Here is a 25,057-nt window from a genome sequence, read left to right on the forward strand (position 1 = left end):
TTTTTAGAAGGGGTTCTGCCATTAACAACGTTTTTGAAATCAATCAGGCAAATTTACGAGATAAAACCAACTCTATATATGAAAATGTACTTTTCGGATTAATCGGCAGCTTAGTGGCGGCTGTTTTTCTTGTTTTTGCGTTAGATACGCCAAATACCCACAGCTTAAAGCTAACCTGGCTCAGTGTAGTTGCTCTTATTACTGCCTTCAGATTCTTTGATTGGTTGTATTGGCTAATTAAATTACGGCGAACAAAATACCAAGCGCTAGGGGCGAGAAATCGTGTAGTCTTGGGGGTTATTTCACTGTCGTTGATGTGGTGTATTTATTCCGTAGTTTTTTACGAAAGTATGGATTTAACTGAGCTGGCATTGACCTTTGCCATGCTTTGTACTCTGTCTAGTGGCGCTAATTCCGCGCTCTCAGGTCACAAAAAGACCGCTATTCTGTATACCGTCCTTTTACTCACACCCGCATCCTGCATGGCGTTGTTTTCAGGGGTTACCGTTCATGTATTCATTGGCTGTTTGGGAATTCTATACAATATTTCCATCACTTTCTCGGCAGCTCGAGCGGCTGATTTAACCGAAGAGACGGTCAAACTACGCAACGAAAATACGCATATGTTAGAGAAAATGCATCAAGAAATAGCCGAAAATGATGCCGTTCACGACGAGTTGAGCCAAGCTTACAGTCAAGTCATTGCAACCAAAGAATCCTTAGAAAAAGAAGTGGAGAGACGGACCGATGAAATTAGAATGCTGTCTAGTTTGGATCCTCTAACTCAACTTTACAACCGCGAAGCTTTTATCCATCAATTATCTGTAACTGCAACTAAGAGCATTAAAAGCGGCCATTCAGTAGCATTACTTTTCATCGATTTAAACGGCTTCAAAAAGATCAATGATACACTGGGCCACAAAGTGGGCGACGCGGTATTAGTAGAAATAGCAGGCCGAATTGGTGCATTTGCCAACGATTACCAAGCTGGACGCTGGGGTGGCGATGAGTTTTTAATGTTATTACCTTATGCGGACCATGAAACAGCTATATCTGTGGCTAATGCGTTGTTAGCGCGCATTTCCCAACCCCTTGATGTTATGTCAAATCAACTTTGTGTCAGTGCAACCATTGGCATAGCTATGTTACCTGAGCATACTTCGAGCGAAACTGAATTGGTACAACTAGCCGATTTTGCCATGTTCGAGCAAAAGAAATTACATTTATCTGAACCAAGAATGTTTACCCAAGATTTATTTGAAAACCTCAAACAAATCGAAAACCTACGTAACGGTTTACAAGAAGCCATTAGCCGCAAGCAATTATATTTGTGTTACCAGCCTATTGTGAAGTGTAAGACCAAGGAGCCATGGTCATTTGAAGCGTTATTACGCTGGAACTTCAATGATAATCTAGTTGGCCCTGATACTTTTATCCCCTTAGCAGAACAAACAGGGTTAATTCACGAAATTGGGGCTTGGGTACTCAATCGAGCCTGTATTGATGCAAGTCAGTGGCAGCATAGCCCTAATGCATCGGTTTCAGTAAACGTTTCAATCACCCAGTTATTAGATTCGGATTTTATTTGGATTTTAGATAAAGCACTAAAAACCAGTAAATTACAACCAGAGCGTCTTCATTTAGAAATAACAGAGTCTATGTTTGCTGATAATAAAGAGAAAGTTAAAGCCAAAATAAACGCTATCAAAGATAGAAATGTACAAGTTTCAATTGACGATTTTGGGACAGGCTATTCGTCGTTGAGTCAATTACAAACCCTCAATTTCGACACCATAAAAATAGACCGCTCTTTTGTATTGAATATGCATCAAGGTGGAGAAGCAATAATCAAAGCAACCCTGTTTATTGCCAAACAGTTTGGTTGCAAAACCGTAGCTGAAGGTATAGAAACCGAACAGGAAGCACTCAAACTGTCTGAGATGGGTGTGGATTACTTACAAGGGTTCTTATTTTCTAAACCGATAATAAACGATAAACTACGCCGCTGGGTCGAAAATATTGAAACTTAACTTAGACAACATTTTACTCGATTAATTACACACCTTTATTTCAACTTATAAAACACAACTGTGTTGTATAACCCAGTTTTTAGAGCAGCTATATGGCCCAACTTTATTTCTACTATTCTGCAATGAATGCAGGTAAATCCACCTCACTATTACAATCAGCATACAATTATCAAGAACGCGGCATGCGAGCAGAAATATTCACAGCCGCCCTAGATGACCGTTACGGTATTGGAAAAGTCACCTCTCGTATAGGCTTAAAATCAGATTCTCACCTGTTCAATCGAGATACTGACTTGTACAAAAATACAAAAGAGTTACAAAAAAGTGGGACAATTGATTGTATCTTTATTGATGAAGCGCAGTTTTTAAACAAGCAGCAGGTCAAACAATTAACTAGGATTGTTGACCAACTCCATGTTCCAGTCTTAGCCTATGGTCTGCGCACTGACTTTCTCGGGGAAACCTTCGAGGGCAGTCATTATTTATTGGCCTGGGCGGACAAAATGATTGAATTAAAAACCGTCTGTCATTGCGGTAAAAAAGCCAATTTCGTTGTACGTTGGGACGAAACTGGGAAACCAGTAAAACACGGAGCACAGGTACAAGTAGGCGGTAACGATACTTATGAATCCATGTGTCGTAAGCACTTTACCGAATTGGTTGGATAATACCAATCAGACGAACAATCTGTACTTGAATCAGCATTTATTAGCTCGGACAGCAGTTCGGTTAACGGACCGGATAACAATATATTAAAACGCGCGCCCGTAAACCTAAAATACCTTAGGGTTGATATCCTAAGGCATTGTTATCTTTCAGGTTAGCATTAACCGATTAGGCACCGGTTTTAATGTCATCCAAGTGATACTTATCAATTAGTGAATACAGCGTTGGACGTGTCACTCCTAGCAATTCGGCGGTTCTCGACATATTCTTCTCAGATTGATAATAAGCTCGCCGAATAGCACGACTTTCGGCTAATTCTCTGACCTCACGTAAATTGAGACTCTCAACGCGTTCATCACCATCTTCACGTACAATTAAGCCTAAGTCGTCAGCCTGAATAGTACTGCCTTCGGCTAAAATAACCGCTGATTTTAGTTTATTTTGCAGCTCGCGAATATTCCCGTTCCAACGATGTTGTAACATCGCTTTTACTGCGCCATCGCTGAGTCCTTTTACTTTGGTCCCAAACTCTTCGTTATACTGATTTAAGAAGGTTTTCGCTAATAGAATAACGTCGTTCTCCCGCTCTCTTAAAGGCGGAATACTAATAATAATTTCACCCACACGGTAGAACAAATCTTCACGGAAAGTTTGCTCGGTGACCATGTCTTGTAAGTTTCTGTGGGTTGCACAAATAACCCGAATATCTACAGGAATTTCGCTTCTTCCCCCTACACGCTCAATCACTCGTTCTTGCAAAAAACGTAGCATTTTAGCTTGTAAACCAAGGGGCATGTCACCAATTTCATCTAAAAATACGGTGCCGCCTTGGGCTGTTTCAATTTTACCTAAAGTCGTTTTATTAGCGCCGGTAAAGGCCCCTTTTTCATAACCAAAAAGTTCGCTTTCTAATAGGTTTTCAGGAATTGAAGCACAGTTGATGGCAACAAAAGGTTTATCTTTGCGCAGACTGTGATCATGAATACTGCGGGCAAAAACTTCTTTACCTGTACCACTTTCACCCAGCAATAAAGTACTAATATCGGTTTGTGCAATCTTTTCAGCTTTGCGACTGACTAACTGAATAGATTCACTATTACCGATAATTTTGCTCATAGATGAGGAGTTTTTAGCGAGTTGTCTATTTTCAAGTTCAAGATCAAATAGATTTGCAGCGCGATTAATCAGAATCTGGATAGTGTCTGAATCTATGGGCTTTTGATAAAAATCGTACGCGCCTAGGGCAATAGCTTTTAAAGCATTTTCTTTATCATTATTGCCGGTAACCACTATCACTTTGGTTTGTGGTGATAAAGCTAAAATTTCTTCAAGAGCAGCGAGTCCCTCAGAAGCATTGGCAGGATCAGGAGGTAAACCTAAATCGAGGGTTACAACTTTAGGTTCATATCTGCGCAACTGGTTGATTGCAGATTGACGATCTTCTGCGAAAACGACTTCGTATTCGCTTAAGCTCCATTTAAGTTGTTTTTGGATTCCTAAGTCATCATCAACTACTAATATTCTATCCACGTCTTTTGGGTCCCTCTTTAAAGATTATTATTCTGCAGGAAAATTCAGTGTAAACACTGACCCTTTTTGCTCTTCACTTTGGACGTTGATACTGCCGCCCAATCTTTCAACGAAATTTTTCGCATCATACGCACCAATTCCCATTCCAGCGTTACCTTTAGTGGTATCAAATGGCTTAAATAAGCGATGTTCAATAAAATCTGGACTCATCCCTTCACCGCTATCTTTAATGGTAACAATGAGGAAACGTTGGTCAACGCTCATATCAATGCTAATTTCCACTTTCCCCTCATCATCAGTGGCTTGTTGTGCATTACTGATCAGGTGATACATAACATTACAGAATTTTTCTTCATCTATCACCAGTTGTTTTTCATCATTTACAATTAAACTGGGAATGGGTAAATTTCCTGCGCATTTTTTATCAATTACTGATTGAATACTCACTGAAACGTCACATAGTTTTTCGTTGCTTCTTTGAGCTTCTTTTTTATCGGTAAGTTGACGCAACATTTTATCCATACGCGCTTTTGTATGGGTCAGGGTTTCAAATGTATCGTCAATAAACTCTGGATTGTCTTTATGTTGTTCAGCATTGGCTAAAATCAAGTCGATTTGTGCTAAAACGTTCTTTAAATCATGTAGTACAAAAGCCGACATTCGGTTAAATGCTGCAAATTGCGCATTTTCAGCGACTTCTTTACTGGCTTCGTGATGGAAAACATAACTGGATATTTGTGCGGTAACGGCTGTCAGATAGTCTCTAAGCTCCCAATTTAATTTACGAACTGACCTATCACCATTCATAATAGCCAAACCCCATAAAGCTTCAGCCTTATATATGGGTAGCACAATTTGGAACGAACATTCATTTAACAATGCATGATTTAATTTTAAGCCTTCATAGATAAAAGGCTGGTAGCGCAATTCTTCTATATCAATAACCCAATCTTTTTGCTGACAATACACCGCCAATTCATTCAACAATTGAATTTCCCGAGCGGTTAGCTCTTGGTGGTTTATTTGTGCTTTAGGCGTGAGATTATGTCCTTCCTTTTTCAATAAATAGCCTGAATCATATTCTATTGCTTGAATCCAGCCGTTGAGGGCGTTTTCATAAACTTGAGAAATAGTAGCTTCATTGGAGGACAATGCATCGGTTAATTTTAACCACTCAATGCGATAGTCGAATTGGTTCACAAAAAAGTGTTTGGTAATGAATACCCGTATTTTCACCCTTAAGCTATTTGACAAAAACAGTGTCATTAATAATGCGGTCGACAAAACAATAAGTATTATCTGAATGGTGCCGCCCCACTCTCCACCGACATATTTGACGAAATACCCTATCATCGCCATGATAAACAGATAAATACCTGCCACCATTAATAACGAACTATGCAGGACGATATCTCGGGAGATAAAAATATCCACTCCCCAATGTTTGATGCGCCGGATTGCCAACACTAAGAATGGCAACAACCCCGTATATACATAGCCCCTAGCGGCAATATAAGTAACTTCTAGCCCACCTACCATTGTGGCATTGGCAAAGGTTACAAATTCAAATAAATTCGTGGCTCCGAGGAACAAGACTAAAGGCTTATAAGCCCACTTGTTTTCACCGGCTTGCCTGTAAAGTAACTCCAGTATGACCAACACTTCCAACGAAATAATTGTAAGGGACAGAAATTGCCAACTAACATCAATTGGCACAAAAAAAGGCACTATAATTGAGGCAACAGGAATAGATAACATGACAATCGAAAAGGGACGTATTAACACGTCCTTAAGACTTCGGAAGTCATCTTTAATGCAGGCCAGCAAGAAAATTAACCAGACACTTTGTTTGATTGCATCCCAAAGAAATAAGTTTTTAATTTCTACCGGTCCAAACAAAAAGTTGATATGCAGTAAGCACCACACAGCAGTCCCGGCAGTGGCTAAAATCAATAAATACTTGACCAATCCAGCTTTTCTTACGGTAAAAAGCAACAATAGCAATAGGCTGTAACTGATTACACCTAACCCAAACCCAAGATCAGCTATCATGATTTATTGACTTCCTTGAACAAAACTAATTTTTGTGTGCACCAACTAGCCTTTTAATGGCACAAACCTACTTCTTTTGAATCACTAAACTGCCAATCGAGTAACCTGCGCCGAAGGAGCAGATCAGACCATAATCTCCTGATTGTAAATCTTGATGATATAAATGAAACGCAATAATTGAGCCTGCCGATGCAGTATTTGCGAAACGGTCAAGGACGATGGGCGCTTCATCAAACTCGGCCACTCTACCTAATAACTTTTTAGTGATTAAGGTGTTCATATTGATATTTGCTTGATGCAACCACCAGCGTTTGACGTCTACGGGTGTTAAATTGTGTTTTGCTAAATGATCAGCAATGTGAGCAGCGGCCATAGGACACACTTCTTTGAATACTTTACGCCCTTCTTGATGGAATAATTTATCAGCTCCGTAAGGGTCTGCATCAAACACTCTACTCATATAGCCGAAATTTGAACGGATATTGTTAGAAAAATCAGTCACCGCTTTGGTACTCAGAATTTCGAATTGATTCTCACTGGTCGCGGTATCTTGATGCTCAATAACCATTGCTGTGGCCACGTCACCAAATATAAAATGGCTGTCTCGGTCTTTGTAATTAATTTGCGGTGAAATTAATTCTGGGTTAATGACAAGTACACATTTTGCGGTTTCAGCGGCAATCATTTCATAGGCTCGATGCACCCCAAAAGTTGCGGCAGAACAAGCTACTAACATATCAAATCCAAAGCCTTTAATACCTAAAACACCTTGAACTTCAATGGCTATTGCGGGATATGAACGCTGGGTATAGGCACAAGATACGATGACCGCATCAATATCTGCAGCTGCTTTATTTGCAGCTTTTAAAGCTTTTTTCGCGGCATCCAAAGCCACTTCCGCTTGGTGGGATAGTTCATCGTCACTGCGCTCTGGAATATCTGGGCGCATACGTTCAATATCTAATACACCGTCTTTTACATAAGCGTATCGACTCTTTATTCCTGAGGCTTTTTCTACAAACTCAGCACTTGATAATGGCTTAGCTTTTACCTCATCCGCTGCAATCGCTTCGGCGTTTTCCAAATTAAACTTTTCCGCATATGCGTTATAGCTGTCGACCAGTTCACTATTAGAAATACTGTTAGCTGGCGTCCACATTCCTGAACCACTGATCACAATCTGTTTAGTCATGTATTAAAATCCAATCATTTGTCACTGCAAAATTAAACTGTCTAAGCTTAGCGTTTTCGTAGTCAAAAGTCATTGACCATACACAAGCAATTTAAATGTAACGCCTTTAAAAACAAAAATACCGTGAAGTTTCACGGTATTTTACTAGGCTCAGCAGTAGTTGGATTAACTTTAAAACATGTAAGCATCAGCGTTGGATAGTAATTGTTTAAGCGTTATTTTGTCTTTTACGCAAGATTGAATATCCTTATTTTTAAAAACATAAATACGATCCTCAGATCCTCTATTTTGTGCAGAACCCAAATTCGACAACACAAAAGTGACATTTTCTTCAGAGGGAAGTGCTTTAAAGCCATTTCCGTATTTACACAAGGTGGTGGCAATATTGTCTTCAAAACGAGATAAGAATTCACTGTATTGCTGTTTTCTTTGCGCCAATTTTTGTTCTGCTTGTTGTTTTTGCTCTGCTTCTAATTGTTTGCTGTATTTATCCAAGTTCGAACCGCGTTTTTTTAATTCCGCTATTTCGCCTTCAAGCTCACTTTTTTCTTTCTCTAACTGTGATTTTCTCTGACTATCTGCACTGCGCATTTCAAACTCAATATCTCGCAAACGGCGTTTAAATTCTCGCTGCTCCCAAGCTATTTCGCGCTCTTGTTGATTTAGATCTCGCAGTTTTTCTCTCGCTTCGTTCATCGCTCCGCTAGCTAATCGCATAGCCTCTTCCACTTCTTCGCTCCAATGCTCTTCATCTAGCTCGATAAATACATTATGTTCGTCGTCACCCATTTTTTGTATTGGCGGTATCGGTGGCAATTCAGGAGCGACTACAAACTCATTATTACCATCGAAAGAAAACGACAAGTGTCGAGTTTGAGCGCGACTGGTTAATTCGAACACCACGCCTTGGTCAGATAAATAGGTAACATCTAAGCCCCTTAACCGAATTCCGTTCTTACTCTCCCCTTGGGTCATAGCAGTTTTAATAATGCCGCTCATAATCTGCAGTTCGCTCTTCAAGTCGGGCAAATTTGTTTTCGCCCAAACAAGGCTCGAACTTAAACTTAGCAGCGCAGCAGTTAGACTAGTGGCTAGGGTTAGCTTTTTAAATTTACGATAGGTTGTCATTTTTCACCTCTTTAATTCTTAAAATTAGATACACTTACTTCGCGTTTATGGTTTGCCTGTCGGATTATCGTAAATCGCGTTTTGGAGTTGATTAAGTTGCCGTGCATAAAACAATTGATCGTCATTTCGCTGCTCATTAATAAACTTAATTAATTCTCCGAAGTCTTCTTTACGCTCTTGTCTACTTGACGCTAATAGATACTGAGTCAATTGCGTGCTCGCATCTAATTGCTGCTCTCGTAACGAAGCAACATAACTATTTAGTGCCTCATTTTGTTGCGCTTTGAATTCGTTTAATTGCTGGGCTACCCTTTGTTCTATACGCTGATCTGAATCTTGAAACCCGAATATCACCTTGCCATTTTCAATGCTGGTTTCAAATCCACTAAATACCAAGACAATAGCAACAATTGACAGCGCACTTGAGAACACAGAGAAACCTTGCCATTGCCACCATTTAATTGGTGCCTGATAGTCAAAACTTGCCTCTTGGTTCCATTTAGGTACCTCTTGAGAACGATAATCTTGGGCAAATAAAGAGGCTTGGTTGGCCATTTCTATTTGCTTAGAAAAGTCTTCGTTTTCAATGCATAACTTCTCAAACTGTTGCTGTTGCTCTGGGCTCAATTCCCCTTCTATCCAAGCAGCGAGTAGCTCAGATTGATTTATATTAGGCATATTCAACCTCCAATAACGTTTTTAACTTTGATAATGCGCTGTACATTCGGGATTTTGCAGTGTTTGCTGAAATACCAAGTTGTTCAGCGATTTCCTCAAATGTAAATTGGCCAAAAAACTTTAGTTCGATGACGGCTTTTTGCGATAGCGGAAGTTGCTGCATCGCACTAACTAATTGATTGGCATTTTGTGAAGATACCATCGACGTTTCTAGGCAAGGTTCTTTACTTTCAATTTCAGGGCTGTCATCAAGGGCTTGATGAGGCTTTTTACGTCGGTAAAATTCAATACATCGGTAATGAGCAATTTTGAAAACCCACCCTCTAAAGCTCCCCTCTCCTCGATAATTACTTAAATTACGAAATACTGAAATAAACACTTCTTGCATCAAATCTAACGCATCTTCACGCGTTCCTGTCATTCGAATACCATAATTGTAAACTTGGCTTTCGTAGCGTTTTATCAGACTCAACCAAGCGCGCTTATTGCCACTTTGCGCTTTGGTTATTAACTGTTGGTCGCTTTTTTCAAACACTTAGATAGTTCCATTAGTCTGCTTGTTGATATAGTCGAGACCAAGTTTCAAATAGTTTGAAACAAGTGAAATTATTTTTTTAAGGTAGGGATAGGCATCAGTGCTGAGAGCAGCTCTGCCAACATCCGGAATAGACGGACACGAGTGGTGCCTGATCGCCATACTAAGCCAATTTCGCGATAAGCATTATCTTCAGCCGGCATAGACACGAGTTGAGAGCTATTTAAAATATGATGGTTAATGGCCAGTTCTGGCATAAAGGTATACCCCAATTTGCTATTTGCCAATTCAACCAGTGTATGAAGGCTCGATGCAGCCAGGGAACTAACCTGCTCAGAGTGTTTTAACCGACAGGCACTGACCGCATGTCCGGTCATACAATGTTCCCGTTGTAGTAAAAATACGCTGTCTTTAGGTAATGCAGACATATCCATTGGCTCTGGTAAGGAATCTATCAAATCTTCGTGGGCCACTAAATGAAAAGGATCATGGCCAATCACCAGTTGTTTGCAGCCAGGGGTTTCCATAGGCAAAGCTAAAATCAGTAGATCTAAGATACCATCGTTTAATTGGCGCAAAAGGTTTTCGGTGGTGTCCTCTTGCAGTTTTAATTGCAACTCAGCAAAGTTCGTATTTACCACCGACAAAATACCTTCGAAGATGAATGGTGCAATGGTAGGAATAACCCCTAACTTCAAACTACCCGCCTGCCAATTACCAGCTGAATGGGCAAAATCCACCAATTCTGTGGCATCGTTTAATAGTTTTTTACTCCGCTCGACTAACTCTAAGCCAAAAGGAGTAAATACGAACGTTTTATGATCCCGCTCCAGTAGCTGGCATGAGAATTGTTCTTCAAGGTTTTGAATGGCAGTACTAAGGGTGGATTGACTGACACAACATAATTGAGCAGCCTTATTAAAATGCTGTACTTCGTGCAATACAACCAGATAATGCAAATGTTTTAAATTAGGCCACTTCATGATTTATCTTCTAAAAAACTGATTAAGTTTATTAGTTTAAATCAGATTTTTAAATATTCAAATCAAATAAAAACGGCACCCTAAGGTGCCGATTATTTCTCAATTAACTCTACTTGAAACGCAATCTAGATTAGCTCGCAAAAATTCCTTTAAGCATAAAGAAGAATACGATTGATAAGGCTGCGCCTGCTGGCAAGGTAACCACCCAAGAGATTACGATATTACGTACTACACCAAGATTAAGTGCGGCGATACCACGGGCCATTCCAACTCCTAGCACCGCCCCCACAAGGGTTTGGGTGGTAGAGATTGGCAAGCCAGTACCAGAGGCCAGTACCACTGTGGAAGCAGCAGCTAACTCAGCCGCAAAACCACGGCTTGGAGTTAAATGCGTGATACCGTTACCTATGGTACGAATCACTCGATGACCGAATAAAGCTAAACCAGAGACAATACCTAGCGCTCCTAAGGGTAATATCCACCAATCCAATGTCGCTTTGGCAGTAATTTCACCATGGCTATTGACCACTGAAACCACCGCGGCCAAGGGTCCTATTGCATTTGCCACATCATTTGAACCATGGGCAAACGCCATACAACAAGCGGTGACAATCATCAAAATGGCAAACACTTTTTCAACATTGGTAAAGTGCATTGATCTATCTAGACTTTCATCAAACTTAAGGCGATTTATGTACAAACGACCAATCACAGACACAATGGCTGCAATGACGATAGAAATAATACAAGCTTCGAAAGTTGTAAAATGTAATCCCACATGCTTCAGACCTTTAGTTATGGTCACCAAAGACATAACAAAGCCTGCAAAAGCCATGTAAAAGGGCACATAACGTTTGGCATTTCTAAATGGATTATCGGTATCAAAGATAAGGCGTTGTGCACTCATAAAGATTAAAAATGCGATAAAACCTGAAATAGCAGGTGTGACAACCCAACTGCCGACAATTCCACCCACTTTAGCCCATTCAACTGACTCAGAACCTACACCAACGGCTGCGAAACCAACGATAGCCCCAATAATAGAGTGAGTAGTGGATACAGGCCATCCTAGATAAGACGCTACAGCTAACCATATTCCCGCTGAAAACAACGCAGCGATCATACCAAAGACAAGTAATTCAGGTGAATCGATGAAAAAACTAGTATCGATAATACCTTTGCGAATGGTCGAGGTAACCTCGCCACCCGCTAAATACGCCCCGGCAAATTCAAATACCATGGCAATAAATACTGCTTGTTTAATGGTTAACGCTTTAGACCCAACGGATGTTCCCATCGCATTAGCCACATCATTAGCGCCAACCCCCCAAGCCATCAAAAACCCAACAACGGCCGCAATAACAATCAGGATAAACCCGTAGTCATTAATAATTTCCATAGAGGTACGCCTTTTTATCCTGCTAACATCAATTCAAGTCGAGCACCGACTCGTTCAGCTGTGTCGGCTAACCCACCGACTAATTCAATGATGTTGTATAAGAACATAACATCTACAGGATTCATTCCAGATTCCAATTTCATTAGAGAACTGCGCATGTTTATTTGCATGCTATCTGTCTCATCTTCAATCTCATCTAGTTGAGCTATCATTCTCTCAACCAGATCAACTTCTCTACCTTTAAAGCCTGCTTCCAACAATTCATCTAATTCATTGATGACGTTTTTAGCTTGAGATGAAGCATCCAGACATCTAAGCAAATAAGCATTAAATGACTCCTGCAATGATTCGGGAATCTGTAATTGACGACCAATTATACGACCAGAAATATCTTTCGCTTTATTGGCTAATTTATCTTGCTGAGTTATCAAGGCGAGAATGTCTTGACGTTGAATAGGCATAAACAAACCCGTAGGTAAGTTAGTCCTTAATTCACGTTTAACCTTATCGGCTTGTTTTTCCAGTTGAGATATTTGTTGTTGCACTTCCTCTGCACGAGTCCATTCGCTTTGGTAAACATGAGTAAAGAATACAGCGAGTAATTGAGTACACTGATCGACCAGATCAATATGATCTTCAATCGGCTTCAGTGGTGATTTGGCAAATACACCAAGAAATGAGTTTGTTGACATTATATATCTCTAAAATAATCGATTAGTCAATCCAGAAGCCTGAATCATACGCGAAAGACTAACCCGTTTATATGACATTTTTATGACGACTCTGAAACCCTTTGAATAAAAGGGGTTTATAGAAAAATCATAAAATCGAAAGCGCTTAAAAATAACTCAATTGACGATAAAAATACTCTCACTAAATTTATGGCTAAATTTCTCGATTATCAGAACCTTCAACTAAAAATATGACGTATTCGCATACATTCTTACATCTATCGCCAATACGTTCAAAAGAACGCAACGCCCAAAGTACTTCTAACCAATTTTCTAACTCATCAGAATGCTGCTGCATTTCTAAAATAGTAATACTCAATAAATCTTTATATTGTGCATCAATTGTCTCGTCATTTTGATAGGTTTGCTGGGCCGCTTCTAAATCGAGCCTAGCAAATGCATCTAGGGTATCTTTAAGCATGTCTAGTACATGCTCACCTATGACTAGCATACTGGATTTAAGGGATTCAGAATCCGGTACATTGGAATGAGAGATAAGTTTAGCGACGCGCTCTATTTCATCTCCCATGCGTTCAATATCTGCAGTCGCCTTGGCAATTGTCATAATTAAACGTAAATCACTAGCGGTTGGATGACGCCGAGCAATAATTCGCATGCACTCTTCATTAATCTGAATTTCCATGGAATTAATTTCTCTATCATTAATGACCACTTTTTCAGCTAAACCCGCATTATTTGTTTTTAACGCGTGCAAGGTATCGCTAAGTTGTTGCTCTAGCAAGCCCCCCATAGTTAAGACCGAGTTTTTAAGATCTTCAAGTTCTTTATTAAAACCGACTGAAATGTGGGTATTAATTTCTATGTAAGCCATTGCTCGGTGTTCCTACCCGTATCGTCCGGTTATGTAAGATTCAGTTTGCTTGCGTTTCGGCATTGTGAACAAACTATCACTGTCAGAATATTCTATAATCTTACCTTCATGTATAAATGCAGTATAGTCAGAAACCCTTGCTGCTTGCTGCATGTTGTGTGTCACTATGATAACGGTATGCTGCTTTTTCAATTGATTCAATAGCTCTTCGATATGCAACGTGGCCAAAGGATCTAATGCTGAGGTGGGTTCGTCAAGTAACAATATCTCAGGCTTTAAAGCCAAAGCTCGAGCAATCACCATACGCTGTTGTTGACCGCCAGAGAGGGTCAATGCTGACTCGAATAATCTATCCCGAACCTCTTTCCACAGTCCAGTTTCACGCAAAGCTTGCTCAACCGCGTCATCTAATTTTCTTCGTTGCTGAACACCTTGAAGTTTTAACCCATAGGCAACATTCTCAAAAACTGACATAGGAAATGGATTTGGCTTTTGAAAAACCATTCCAACCCGTGTGCGCAATGTGGCGACATTTTGTTTACGATGATAAATATCATTACCTGAAATCAACACCTGGCCAGACACTTCACAGCCATGCAACAGGTCATTCATACGATTAAAACAGCTAATTAAACTTGATTTACCACAGCCACTTTGACCAATCAGTGCTGTCACCTGATTTTTAGGGATCAGCATATTAATGTCTTCAAGTACTTGTTTTTCACCAAAATGCAAATTGAGCTTTCTCACTTCAATCGCGGTTTGCTCTGGCGCTAGATTATTGACATCTAATTTGTCATGTTCAAATAGTTTTAACATGAATTCCTATACTCTAATTTTGCGCATATTGTTTACGCAGTCGATTACGAATAAAGATCGCGATTAAGTTTAAACTCAGCACCATCAATAGTAGCAACATACAACAGGCAAATATAAATGAAGAACCATTGCCGATATTCTGACTGTGGAATGCACCATCATATATTAATACCCCTAAATGCATAAACTGGCGCTGCAAATGCACAAAGGGAAATTCTGCGTCAATGGGTAACGCTGGCGCAAATTTAACCGCACCAATTAACATTAATGGCGCAACTTCCCCTGCTCCGCGAGCAATGGCTAATATAACACCAGTCATGATGCCAGGACTGGCTATGGGTAGAATCATCTTAAAGATAGTTTCTGCTTGAGTTGCGCCAAGGGCATAACTACCATCACGAAGAGATTGGGGTACCCTGCGTAACCCTTCTTCTGTTGCCACAATAACAACAGGCAAGGTCAAAATAGCCATGGTTAATGATGCCCAAAATATTCCTGGAGCCCCGAATGTGGCGGCAGGCAAGTCATCAGAAAACAATAGCTTGTCAATATTTGCACCAACCACGTAAACAAAAAAGCCTAAACCAAAAACCCCATAAACTATAGATGGCACGCCAGCTAAGTTATTTACTGAAATCCGGATAAGCGCTGTCATCTTATTTCGCGGCGCATATTCGTGCAAATACACTGCCGCTAACACGCCAAATGGCGTCACGAATATAGTCATCAACAACACCATTACGATGGTGCCAAATAGCGCAGGAAAAACCCCACCTGAGGTATTATTTAACTTAGGAGAGTCGCTAATAAAAACAGCAAATGCAGATATTGCGGAGAGCATTTTATCTGTTAATCCCATGGAGTTTGGAAAACTCACCTCACTAATTTCGCGCATATTCAACGAATAAATACTACCATCGGCAAATGCTACATTAAGCGCAAAGCCCGCGAGTTCTTGCTCTACTTCTTCTAACCTATTCTGTAATTCATAAAAACGTTTTGATAACTTAACTCGGGCAGGAGCATCGGCTTTAACGCCTCTTCGGTCCAAACTCGCCAGTGCGCGGTGAATATCAGCCAATTCGCCTTTACGAATTAATTCGGTGGATGCAATTAATTTAACAATGTTGCCTTGGACTGCCTCAAACGCGTGCATACCTAAGGTATTTCCAGTGGCATCGTTAATTGAAGCCACTTTAGCAATGACGGTCCCGCCATTATTTAATTCAATAATGGCAACATCCGGACTAATTTCAGTGCTGATAATGCTCGATTGTTTGAGGGTAAGTTGACCACTAAAGAGTTGTTGCGCAGATGAAAAACGGTAATGCATTATTTCTTCGCCAACACGCATTGTCTTTGCATCTAGCTTTACATATTGGGTCTGATAACTACCATTTGGTTGCTGAAAAATAATAGTCTGTATGCTTTGTGGCCAGAAAAAAGTGCCTCCACGGACTAGGATGAAAAATGAAAGGGCGATTAAAACCAACACTAAAAAGCCAGCCACCGCAGCGGTTAAACTGGTGACCATGGACTGTTTTTGTTCGTGATTAAACTTACCATTAACCATGTTGATAGTTTTTCCTTAACCACTGACGGAGTAACTCAGCAAAAGTATTTAAAACAAAGGTAAATAAAAATAAAACTAAGCCGGTTAAGAACAAAATTTGGTAATGGCTACTGCCGACTTCGGCTTCTGGCATTTCAATGGCTAGGTTTGCGGTTAAGGTGCGTAAACCAGACAACAAATTCCAATCTGCAACAGGCGTGTTACCGGTCACCATCAACACGATCATGGTTTCGCCGAATGCTCGTCCTAACCCTAAAGCAATGGCGCTTAAAATCCCTGGATAAGCCAAAATCAACACCACTTTGCGTAAGGTTTGTAAATGGGTTGCCCCTAACGCAGAAGAAGCTTGTTTTAAGCTATTAGGCACTTCATAAATAGCATCTTCAGCAAGTGAATAAATGCTGGGTACTATGGCTATTCCCAACGCCAAGGCGACGACGAGTGTATTTTTGTTAATATTTTCCAAGGCATCTATTGGCAATAACCAATGTCCATGTAAATTTGCGCTTGCCAACGACATAGCATCGCTAACCGAATAAACAAACAATCCTAAACCAATCAGTAAAATACTGGCGATAGGTAGCTCCCACCCTTGCTTGAAGCGCTGCGGCAAACGCTCCACCATAGGTTGATGCAAAAGAGCAAACAGCAATAAAACAAGAGGGAGCAGCAATACAAACAACAATAGGGAAAGGATAAATTGCTCTGCTAAAGGGGCTAACCAAATTGCGGCAATAAAACCTAGAACAACAGATGGAATTGCTTCCAGTACTTCGATGCTAGGTTTAATCCAGTTACGTAACCTTTGCGGAGCAAAGAAGCCGGTATAAATGGCTGCACAGACCGCTAATGGAACAGCAATTAAAAGGGCTAGAAAAGACGCCTTTAAACTACCAATCACTAAGGGGACTAAGCTAAATTTAGTTTCATGATAGTCCGCCGCGGAAGTGGTTTGCCAAACATAATCGGATTGAGGATAACCTTCATAACTATTTGCCCCCCACAAAGATTGCATGGTGTTCACAGCGGAAATTGACTCAACGTCCCAAACATAAAGGTTATTACCAAGCGCCGAATAGAAAAGGTTTTGACTTAATAAGACTTGATTACTGATGTTCTGAGTGAATAGCTCGCTTACTTGTTCCCCAGTCACATAATTGATCACCTTCAACTGATTTTTGATATCAACAATAAAAGCGGCATTTTCGGATTGGTGAATTAGAATATTTTGCGGCTGCTGTTCACTAACAATAGAATACATGGGCTGAAATACTAACTGCCCTTGGGTGTTAGCTATACTCCATTTTTGCAGCGTTTTGTCTTGCAATCCCACAAACAATGAACGTTGGCTGGGAAATACATTTAAGCTACTGATGGTTTGATCAAAAGCAATATTATTTACCCTACCGCTGCTGATGTCATGAGTAGAGAGTTTGCTATCGGTCACATATACAAACTGACCAATTCGCGGCAGCAATAAGAGCTGGCTAGCTCGTTTAATCGCAACAACATCGATTTCATTTTTGCTGCGTCTATCAATGCTATACACTTTGTATGCTTGTCCTTGTTGGACCGATAACATGATAGTGTTGAGAGACAGTTGGAAGTCAAACTCATCAATTTCAACAAAATGATCCACTTCAGTAACAGCCAGTGTCATCTCTAGTTCTGGGAATAAGTCTTTATTAACTTGGCTCAGCTTTTCAATACGCAAGATGCCAGAGTGACTCAATATAGCCAGATACAATTGGCCATCGTAAGCTTTTACCTTTATTTGATCGGTGCAAAGCAATGGCACAATTTTACTTTTAATCAGACTAGGATCTGCCTTTTGTTCTGATAAAGCGTAAAAATTTAAGCGACAATCTTCATCCAAGGTAACTAAAGGTACGGAATTAATTACATCACCAAGGTATAAAATACTCTCATCGGGGAAAATAGAAAGTTGGTTTTTAGGGCTAATACTCACATTGCCAGCCAATGGCAATACTTGAATTACCAATTGCCAAAGCAATAGTCCCAGAGTCAGCAAAACCAACCACCCAGACGTTGCGATTGCGCCAGCGACTAAACGATTTTTTGCTTTCCTTAAGCGCGCGACTTTCACCGTTTGGGTATTGCTAGACGATGATTCATCAATTGGTGACTGACCCACAAAACTAACCCTGCTTTTAAAATTGTGCTTAGTGTAATGGATATATCCCAACAGGCAAGTGACAATCTTTTCAGTCAGCACACCTCAGTTTGATCAACTCATGATTTTAATAAGCTCAATCAAAACACTGATTAATTTACGAATTATCATATGATTAGGCTATGATATTAACTCAGGTGAAAATTAAACCTATCAGAAATGGCTCTGTAGGTATAACTCTAATTAGTTAAGTCGAAGGGGTGTTCCAATGAAACCGATAATTTTAACTTTAATCGGAAAAGATAAACCTGGACTTGTCGTGTCACTCGCGCAAAAAGTCTATTCCTTAGGGGGAAACTGGTTAGCGAGTAACTTTTCATATATGGGGGGGCATTTTGCAGGGTTTGTTGAGGTGGATATTCCGGTTGAAAACCATGACACTTTGATGGATTTTTTACAAAAGCATCCAGATTTAACTATCCACTCTGTCAGTGCTGACAATGAATCAAATGATAAACCTGATATCGTAGAGATTGATATTATGGGTAATGACAAACCCGGCATAGTGCAAGAACTCACAGCAACCTTGAACCGCTTTAATATCAATATCATCAAATTTGAATCCAGTTGCCAAAGTGCGCCTAATTGGGGCAGTTTATTGTTTAAGGCCCATGCAGTTGTGGCTATTCCAGAGGGGTTTCAACTTGATGAACTGTCTGAAGCCCTAGAAGATATTGCCAACGATTTAATTGTTGATGTTGATTTAAGGTAATAATTTCCAATGAAATTACGCAAATTAACAAAACTGTCATACAAACAATGGAACATTCCATCCTATTGAAATCGAGCAAGAAAAATCAGGTAACTAATGTATCCAGAACAAATCTATTATCCCAAAGAACTCAGCTGGCTTTCATTTAACGAACGTGTGTTGCAAGAAGCCGCTGATCAACATAATCCGATAGTTGAAAGAATTCGATTCTTAGGCATTTACTCCAGCAATATGGATGAGTTTTATCGGGTCAGAGTAGCAGAAGTAAAGCGCTTAATTTATATCCATCTAGAAGAAGGAAATGAAAAAGCGGCAGAAAACACCAAGTTGTTAATGGAAAAAATTCAAAACAAAGTGGTAGATTTAACGGATAACTTTGAAAAAGTATACGATGATGTTGTACAAGGTCTTAAACGCTACAACATTTATATTGTAGACAAAAATCAACTCACACCATACCAACACCAATGGCTAACCAACTATTTTAAAAACAAGATTTTACGCCATATTGCACCTATCTTACTTCACAAAAAAGTAAATCTTGTAGACCGCCTGAATGACTTTGGTACTTATTTGTATGTAGCCATTTATAAAAAAGATCGGGCAACCAAATATGCAACCATCGAGTTACCGACAGAAGCTATGTCCCGCTTCATTCAAATTCCACCAGAAAAAAGCCGCAAAAAGAAGCACATCATATTAATTGATGATGTGATTCAGCTGTGCTTAACCATTGTGTTCAAAGGCTTTATTGAATTTGATGAGTTGGAAGCCTATTCTTTTAAAGTTACCCGAGACTCAGAGTACTCAATCAATGATGAGATAGATGAAAGTTTCGTTGAGAAAATGTCTGAAAGTATGAAGCAACGCTTAATCGCTGAGCCTGTCAGGGTTATCTACGATGCTGATATGCCCGAAGAAATGCTTAAAAACCTGAAAAAGCGACTTAAAATAAGTTCTTTTGATAGTTTGATTGCTGGCGGAGCCTATCGGAATTTCAAAGATTTTATCGGCTTTCCGAATGTGGGTAGAAACTATTTAGAGAATCCACCTTTACCGGCAATAAATACGCGTTTATTTACTGATTTCGACACCGCTTTTGATGCCATAAAACACAAAGATATTTTACTTTACTATCCGTATCATCGTTTTTTACATTTTACCGAATTTGTTCGCCAAGCGGCATTTGACCCGAGTGTTAAACATATTCGTCTAAATATTTATCGGGTAGCGAATAAGTCGCGCATTGTGAACTCACTTATCGATGCTGTGGATAACGGTAAAACAGTGACCGTTGTGGTTGAACTACGAGCCCGTTTTGATGAAGAAGCGAACATCGAATGGTCTAAAACCATGACAGATGCTGGGATCAGAGTAGTATTAGGCTCTCCTTCGTTCAAGATCCACAGTAAGTTATGCGTGGTCAGTCGTGAAGAAAAAGGTGAGCTTGTTCATTATTCTCATTTCGGTACGGGCAACTTTAATGAAAAAACCGCCAAAATTTATACCGACTTTAGCCTCTTTACCCGTAACCAAGAATTAGCCCAAGAAGCGATTTGGGTATTTGATTTGATTCAATTACCTTACCGACGGAATAAGTTTCAGCATCTGCAGGTATCGCCTTTAAATGCACGTACCAAAATTCAAATTCTAGTACGCCAAGAAATCCAAAATGCCAATGAGGGATTGCCATCGGGTATCACCTTGAAGGTGAATAACCTTGTTGACCAACAATTGATTGATGATCTTTATCGAGCAGGTCAAGCAGGTGTAAAGGTGAAAGCCATAGTGCGGGGAATGTGTTCTCTAATTCCTAATATTCCAGGGGTAAGTGAAAACATTACGATAATCAGTATTGTCGATCGTTTTTTAGAGCACCCTAGAGTGATGGTGTTTACTAACGCTGGGAATCCAAAAGTGTTTATCTCGTCTGCCGATTGGATGGCTAGAAATATGGATAACCGTATTGAAGTGGGCTGCCCAATTTATGATGATGATCTAAAACAGCAAATTATTCATATTTTAGAACTGCAACTCAAAGATACGATTAAAGCTCGAGTCATTGATGCTGAACAAAGCAATAACTATGTGAAACGTGGAAATCGAAAAAAATTGCGCTCACAGGTGGAAATATATCACTATCTTAAATCACTAGAATAATACACTATATTGTGTAACCAGCCGCGTTGAGGAAATATGAAATAGATGACTGAGTTAAGTGAAGCTTTTAGTAAAATTGATGCAAGACCCACAACTCAGGTCGCGGCTCTTGATATTGGCTCAAATAGTTTTCATTTAGTCGTCGCGCGGATTGTTGCCGGTAGCGTCCAAATCCTACATAGAGTTAAGCAAAAAGTACGTTTAGCTGATGGCTTAGACAAGCATAATCGCTTGTCTGATGAGGCAATGCAAAGAGGCTTAGACACCCTGCAAATTATTGCGCAAAGTATTAAAGGTTTTGAGCCTGACACCGTTAGAATAGTAGCCACTTATACTCTACGAAAAGCAAAAAATGCCAAAGACTTTATTCAAGCAGCTAAGCAAATTTTGCCTTATCCAATTGAAGTTATTTCTGGAATTGAAGAAGCTCGCTTAATTTACTCAGGTGTTGCCCATACAGTACAAAATAACGGTCAGCGATTAGTAGTCGATATTGGTGGCGGTTCCACTGAATTTATCATCGGTGAGGGCTTTGAGAGTAAAATGATGCGCAGCTTGCAAATGGGCTGTGTAAGTTACACAAAACGTTTTTTCGCAGATGGTATTCTTACCTCTGGCGCTTTTAAAAAAGCCGTTACCGCAGCACAACAAGAACTTGAGTTAATCGATGCAAAGTATTTAAAACTTGGTTGGCGGCATTGTATTGGTACCTCAGGCACCATCAAAGCAATTGTTTTTCTCGCTCAATCCTTGAATGAAACCAACCCAGAAGGGTTTGTGTCACTTGATAACCTCAAGACTTTGCGCGATAAATGCATATCTGCTGGCCATATTAAAGACTTAAAACTAGCGGTCACCGAAGACCGTATTCCGGTATTAGCAGCGGGTATTTCAATCTTAATCGGCGTATTCAAAAGCCTTAAGATCACCACAATGGAGTATTCTGCGGCGGCGTTACGGGAAGGTGTGTTGTACGAGATGGAAGAGCACTTGGCCCATCACGATATCCGAGAACGCACAGCACAGAGTTTAGCCACACGCTACGACGTAGATGTTGACCAAGCAAAACGAGTGCATCTTACAACTCTAGAGCTGTATAACCAATGCAAAAAAGGGTGGAAGATTGGCGGTCAACAATATCGTAATCTATTGAGTTGGGCTGCGTTATTACATGAGATTGGACTGCAAATAAATTCGCGAGGTGTACAACGTCATTCTGGTTACATATTACAGAATGTAGATTTACACGGCTTCAACCAAGAACAACAAATTTTACTTTCTGTATTAGCGCGCTTTCACCGTAAAAAACTGCGTCCTGACGAAATACCTGAGTTTTGGCAATTTGATTCAGACTTAGTGAACAAATTAATTATAATTTTGCGTTTGGGTGTACTGTTAAATATTAAACGCCAAGATGATTTTTTGCCGGAATTCAAAGTGCTAATAGAAGAGAAAAAACTACAGATTATTTTCCCTGAACAGTGGTTATCAAACAAGCCAATTATCAGTGCAGATTTAGCCAGGGAAGCTGATTACCTTAGTGTTTTAAACTACAAGCTATCCTATTCGTAATTAAACACCTGAAGAATCTCGAAAGCCCTAAAAAACAATAAAAAAGCCGGACTAAAGTCCGGCTTATCACTTTCTAAACAGTCAAATTAGGTAATTGAAGCTTGATAGATACTTTCAATAGAAGCATCTAGTGTTTCTCCAAACTCTTGATCAGAAAGTTGTGCAAATAGACCTTCAGATAAAGCTCGAGAAAAGCTGGCAATAATACCTTTATTAGCAGTTAAGCGACTATTGGCTTCTTCTCTAGAATAACCACCAGAAAGGGCAACAACTTTAAGTACTCGAGGATGCTCAATTAGCTCAGAATAAAAACCATTCACTTCAGGCAAAGTAAGCTTTAACATCACACTTTGAGTGTCAGGTAAGGCATCTAATTGAGCTAAAATTTCAGATTTTAGTATCCCTTCAGCGGCTTCTTTATCAGGCGCATGAATATCCACTTCAGGTTCTATAATAGGCACTAATCCCTTAGCCAAGATTTGTTTTCCAACTAAAAACTGCTGTTCAACTACAGCTTTAATTCCAGCTGGATTAGCAGATTTAACTACTGAACGCATTTTAGTACCAAATACATCTTTGGCATTGGCTTTATCGAGAACCTCATCTAAGCCAGGCATAGCTTTCATTAGTTGCACGCCATTTTCTTCAGCTTCTAAACCTTTATCCACTTTCAGAAAAGGGACAACTTGCTTTTCTTGCCACAAATAGTGAGAACTAGCTTTACCTTCAATATCCCTATCTAAGGTGTTTTCGAACAAAATAGCGCCTAACACGCGCTTTCCATTAAACGCTTTATTAGTGATAATTCGAGTGCGCATTTCATGCACTTTACCGAACATCTCTTCGTCACCGTTATACTCATCTTCAGTTACGCCATACAGCTTTAATGCTTTTGGGGTACTACCACCACTTTGATCCAAAGCCGCGATAAATCCATTATCGGACTCTATTTTTTTAAGCATGTCTAGTTGTGCTTGTGATGCCATTCGCAACACTCCTTTTTATTTGAGTAGAATACAAAACTAATCTTGAGTGCTTCATTACACTTCTTATTTTTGGAGTACAAAATCTTTCGATAGTTACTCTTTTGCCCTTGCTTCCAACATCGCTACAGCAGGTAAAGTTTTGCCTTCTAAGAACTCCAAGAAAGCACCACCGCCCGTTGATATATACGAAACCTTGTCAGATATACCATATTTGTCTACAGCTGCCAAAGTATCGCCACCACCAGCAATTGAAAAAGCACTGCTTTGTGCAATTGCCAGTGAAATTGCTTTTGTTCCTTCACCGAATTGGTCAAATTCAAAAACACCTACTGGGCCATTCCAAACAATAGTACCAGCCTGTCTGATTAAGGCAGCTAGTTGATTGGAGGTTTGAGGTCCAACATCAAAAATCATATCTTCATCACTGACCTGAGTGACCGCTTTTAAGCTTGATGAGGCTGATTCAGAAAACTCAATCCCCGTTACCACATCAACTGGCACTGGAATATTGCCACCATTATCCGCTGCTGTCTGCATTAAACGCTTAGCTTCAGGGATTAAATCTTCTTCGTACAAAGATTTGCCAACATTATGTCCTTGTGCGGCAATAAAGGTATTGGCAATACCACCACCGACGATTAATTGATCAACCTTACCAGAAAGTGACTCTAAAACCGTTAATTTTGTTGATACTTTAGAACCACCTACAATTGCCAGTAATGGACGGGCTGGGTTGTCTAAGGCTTTACCTAGTGCGTCTAACTCATTGACCAACAAAGGTCCCGCACAGGCAACGGGGGCAAATTTACCAGCACCATGGGTAGATGCTTGTGCACGATGTGAAGTGCCAAAGGCATCCATTACATAAACATCACACAAGGCTGCATATTGCTTTGATAAAGTTTCATCGTCTTTTTTCTCACCCACATTGAAGCGAACGTTCTCTAACACAACAACTTCGCCTTGTGCCACGTCAACCCCATTAAGATAATCAGTTGCTAAACTTACTGGGCATTCAAGATGATCACTCAAATAGTTGACAACAGGTCGCATGGAATACTGAGCATCAAATTCGCCTTCGGTAGGTCTGCCTAAGTGAGACATCACTATTACCTTCGCGCCTTTCTCAAGAGCTAATTTAATCGTTGGCAAGGCCGCTTTGATTCGCGCATCTGAGGTCACTTTGCCATCTTTTACTGGCACGTTGAGATCTTCGCGTATTAACACTCTTTTATCTGTGAGAGTTAAATCAGCCATACTTAGTATCGACATATTGCTTCCTTTA

Annotated in this window: 20 protein-coding genes; 5 read left to right on the forward strand and 15 right to left on the reverse strand. The window is 40.0% G+C overall.

Features of this window, described 5'->3' with window-relative positions; translation table 11 throughout:
- Positions 1 to 113 precede the first annotated feature (113 nt).
- Both AB6T38_RS13435 and AB6T38_RS13440 read left to right on the forward strand, forming a co-directional pair.
- On the forward strand, positions 114 to 2,030 hold the full coding sequence (locus AB6T38_RS13435; RefSeq protein ID WP_372547799.1) for a putative bifunctional diguanylate cyclase/phosphodiesterase: 1,917 nt from the start codon (positions 114 to 116) through the stop codon (positions 2,028 to 2,030).
- Between the two features lie 92 nt (positions 2,031 to 2,122).
- The gene (locus tag AB6T38_RS13440) at positions 2,123 to 2,698 is read left to right on the forward strand and encodes a thymidine kinase (protein WP_372547800.1); all 576 of its coding nucleotides are present in this window, start codon (positions 2,123 to 2,125) and stop codon (positions 2,696 to 2,698) included.
- Positions 2,699 to 2,864: 166 nt separating this feature from the next.
- On the opposite strand, the gene prsR is transcribed toward AB6T38_RS13440, so the two are convergent.
- From prsR to AB6T38_RS13505, 13 genes are all read right to left on the reverse strand, one after another.
- Positions 2,865 to 4,226, reverse strand: coding sequence for a PEP-CTERM-box response regulator transcription factor (gene prsR, locus AB6T38_RS13445; protein WP_372547801.1), 1,362 nt, complete (start codon positions 4,224 to 4,226; stop codon positions 2,865 to 2,867).
- A 27-nt stretch (positions 4,227 to 4,253) separates the two neighbouring features.
- Positions 4,254 to 6,278: an XrtA/PEP-CTERM system histidine kinase PrsK gene (gene prsK, locus AB6T38_RS13450; RefSeq protein ID WP_372547802.1), complete on the reverse strand. Its 2,025-nt coding sequence runs from the start codon at positions 6,276 to 6,278 to the stop codon at positions 4,254 to 4,256.
- A gap of 67 nt (positions 6,279 to 6,345) precedes the next feature.
- Positions 6,346 to 7,470 (reverse strand): beta-ketoacyl-ACP synthase III, encoded by a 1,125-nt coding sequence (locus tag AB6T38_RS13455; RefSeq protein ID WP_372547803.1) that lies wholly within the window; start codon positions 7,468 to 7,470, stop codon positions 6,346 to 6,348.
- Between the two features lie 171 nt (positions 7,471 to 7,641).
- Positions 7,642 to 8,598 (reverse strand): hypothetical protein, encoded by a 957-nt coding sequence (locus AB6T38_RS13460; protein WP_372547804.1) that lies wholly within the window; start codon positions 8,596 to 8,598, stop codon positions 7,642 to 7,644.
- 45 nt (positions 8,599 to 8,643) lie between these two features.
- Positions 8,644 to 9,276 (reverse strand): hypothetical protein, encoded by a 633-nt coding sequence (locus tag AB6T38_RS13465; protein ID WP_372547805.1) that lies wholly within the window; start codon positions 9,274 to 9,276, stop codon positions 8,644 to 8,646.
- Positions 9,269 to 9,811, reverse strand: coding sequence for an RNA polymerase sigma factor (locus AB6T38_RS13470; protein ID WP_372547806.1), 543 nt, complete (start codon positions 9,809 to 9,811; stop codon positions 9,269 to 9,271). The genes AB6T38_RS13465 and AB6T38_RS13470 overlap by 8 nt, the downstream gene beginning before the upstream one ends.
- A 71-nt stretch (positions 9,812 to 9,882) precedes the next feature.
- Positions 9,883 to 10,794, reverse strand: coding sequence for a hydrogen peroxide-inducible genes activator (locus AB6T38_RS13475; RefSeq protein WP_372547807.1), 912 nt, complete (start codon positions 10,792 to 10,794; stop codon positions 9,883 to 9,885).
- Positions 10,795 to 10,924: 130 nt separating this feature from the next.
- Positions 10,925 to 12,193 carry an inorganic phosphate transporter gene (locus AB6T38_RS13480; RefSeq protein WP_372547808.1) on the reverse strand — a complete coding sequence of 423 codons (1,269 nt, stop codon included), beginning with the start codon at positions 12,191 to 12,193 and terminating at the stop codon, positions 10,925 to 10,927.
- Between the two features lie 14 nt (positions 12,194 to 12,207).
- On the reverse strand, positions 12,208 to 12,885 hold the full coding sequence (locus tag AB6T38_RS13485) for a TIGR00153 family protein (RefSeq protein ID WP_372547809.1): 678 nt from the start codon (positions 12,883 to 12,885) through the stop codon (positions 12,208 to 12,210).
- Positions 12,886 to 13,078: 193 nt separating this feature from the next.
- Positions 13,079 to 13,756, reverse strand: a complete 678-nt coding sequence (gene phoU / locus AB6T38_RS13490) for a phosphate signaling complex protein PhoU (RefSeq protein ID WP_372547810.1) — start codon at positions 13,754 to 13,756, stop codon at positions 13,079 to 13,081.
- Between the two features lie 12 nt (positions 13,757 to 13,768).
- On the reverse strand, positions 13,769 to 14,575 hold the full coding sequence (pstB, locus tag AB6T38_RS13495; RefSeq protein WP_372547811.1) for a phosphate ABC transporter ATP-binding protein PstB: 807 nt from the start codon (positions 14,573 to 14,575) through the stop codon (positions 13,769 to 13,771).
- A 13-nt stretch (positions 14,576 to 14,588) separates the two neighbouring features.
- Positions 14,589 to 16,148: a phosphate ABC transporter permease PstA gene (pstA, locus tag AB6T38_RS13500; RefSeq protein ID WP_372547812.1), complete on the reverse strand. Its 1,560-nt coding sequence runs from the start codon at positions 16,146 to 16,148 to the stop codon at positions 14,589 to 14,591.
- The gene (locus AB6T38_RS13505) at positions 16,141 to 18,303 is read right to left on the reverse strand and encodes an ABC transporter permease subunit (protein WP_372547813.1); all 2,163 of its coding nucleotides are present in this window, start codon (positions 18,301 to 18,303) and stop codon (positions 16,141 to 16,143) included. The genes pstA and AB6T38_RS13505 overlap by 8 nt, the downstream gene beginning before the upstream one ends.
- A gap of 247 nt (positions 18,304 to 18,550) precedes the next feature.
- Here AB6T38_RS13505 and AB6T38_RS13510 point away from each other — a divergent pair, with 247 nt between their 5' ends.
- From AB6T38_RS13510 to ppx, 3 genes are all read left to right on the forward strand, one after another.
- Positions 18,551 to 19,054 carry an ACT domain-containing protein gene (locus tag AB6T38_RS13510; RefSeq protein ID WP_348489257.1) on the forward strand — a complete coding sequence of 168 codons (504 nt, stop codon included), beginning with the start codon at positions 18,551 to 18,553 and terminating at the stop codon, positions 19,052 to 19,054.
- A gap of 96 nt (positions 19,055 to 19,150) precedes the next feature.
- Entirely contained in the window at positions 19,151 to 21,214 is a 2,064-nt protein-coding gene (gene ppk1 / locus AB6T38_RS13515) for a polyphosphate kinase 1 (protein ID WP_372547814.1), read from the forward strand.
- A gap of 45 nt (positions 21,215 to 21,259) precedes the next feature.
- The gene (ppx, locus tag AB6T38_RS13520) at positions 21,260 to 22,786 is read left to right on the forward strand and encodes an exopolyphosphatase (RefSeq protein ID WP_372547815.1); all 1,527 of its coding nucleotides are present in this window, start codon (positions 21,260 to 21,262) and stop codon (positions 22,784 to 22,786) included.
- A gap of 86 nt (positions 22,787 to 22,872) precedes the next feature.
- Here ppx and AB6T38_RS13525 read toward each other — a convergent pair whose 3' ends face one another.
- Together AB6T38_RS13525 and AB6T38_RS13530 are read right to left on the reverse strand one after the other, a co-directional pair.
- Complete coding sequence (locus AB6T38_RS13525) at positions 22,873 to 23,772, reverse strand: fructose bisphosphate aldolase (RefSeq protein WP_372547816.1); 900 nt, start codon at positions 23,770 to 23,772, stop codon at positions 22,873 to 22,875.
- Between the two features lie 93 nt (positions 23,773 to 23,865).
- Positions 23,866 to 25,044, reverse strand: a complete 1,179-nt coding sequence (locus tag AB6T38_RS13530) for a phosphoglycerate kinase (protein WP_372547817.1) — start codon at positions 25,042 to 25,044, stop codon at positions 23,866 to 23,868.
- Positions 25,045 to 25,057 lie beyond the last annotated feature (13 nt).

This window comes from Aliiglaciecola sp. SL4, assembly GCF_041538045.1.
In the GTDB taxonomy this organism is placed as follows: domain Bacteria; phylum Pseudomonadota; class Gammaproteobacteria; order Enterobacterales; family Alteromonadaceae; genus Aliiglaciecola.

Coding starts and splice junctions, on each gene's coding strand:
- AB6T38_RS13440 (WP_372547800.1), top strand. CDS start 2,123: ATGGCCCAACTTTATTTCTACTATTCTGCAATGAATGCAGGTAAATCC.
- prsK (WP_372547802.1), bottom strand. CDS start 6,278: ATGATAGCTGATCTTGGGTTTGGGTTAGGTGTAATCAGTTACAGCCTA.
- AB6T38_RS13455 (WP_372547803.1), bottom strand. CDS start 7,470: ATGACTAAACAGATTGTGATCAGTGGTTCAGGAATGTGGACGCCAGCT.
- AB6T38_RS13460 (WP_372547804.1), bottom strand. CDS start 8,598: ATGACAACCTATCGTAAATTTAAAAAGCTAACCCTAGCCACTAGTCTA.
- AB6T38_RS13465 (WP_372547805.1), bottom strand. CDS start 9,276: ATGCCTAATATAAATCAATCTGAGCTACTCGCTGCTTGGATAGAAGGG.
- AB6T38_RS13475 (WP_372547807.1), bottom strand. CDS start 10,794: ATGAAGTGGCCTAATTTAAAACATTTGCATTATCTGGTTGTATTGCAC.
- AB6T38_RS13480 (WP_372547808.1), bottom strand. CDS start 12,193: ATGGAAATTATTAATGACTACGGGTTTATCCTGATTGTTATTGCGGCC.
- AB6T38_RS13485 (WP_372547809.1), bottom strand. CDS start 12,885: ATGTCAACAAACTCATTTCTTGGTGTATTTGCCAAATCACCACTGAAG.
- phoU (WP_372547810.1), bottom strand. CDS start 13,756: ATGGCTTACATAGAAATTAATACCCACATTTCAGTCGGTTTTAATAAA.
- pstB (WP_372547811.1), bottom strand. CDS start 14,575: ATGTTAAAACTATTTGAACATGACAAATTAGATGTCAATAATCTAGCG.
- pstA (WP_372547812.1), bottom strand. CDS start 16,148: ATGGTTAATGGTAAGTTTAATCACGAACAAAAACAGTCCATGGTCACC.
- AB6T38_RS13510 (WP_348489257.1), top strand. CDS start 18,551: ATGAAACCGATAATTTTAACTTTAATCGGAAAAGATAAACCTGGACTT.
- ppk1 (WP_372547814.1), top strand. CDS start 19,151: ATGTATCCAGAACAAATCTATTATCCCAAAGAACTCAGCTGGCTTTCA.
- ppx (WP_372547815.1), top strand. CDS start 21,260: ATGACTGAGTTAAGTGAAGCTTTTAGTAAAATTGATGCAAGACCCACA.
- AB6T38_RS13525 (WP_372547816.1), bottom strand. CDS start 23,772: ATGGCATCACAAGCACAACTAGACATGCTTAAAAAAATAGAGTCCGAT.
- AB6T38_RS13530 (WP_372547817.1), bottom strand. CDS start 25,044: ATGTCGATACTAAGTATGGCTGATTTAACTCTCACAGATAAAAGAGTG.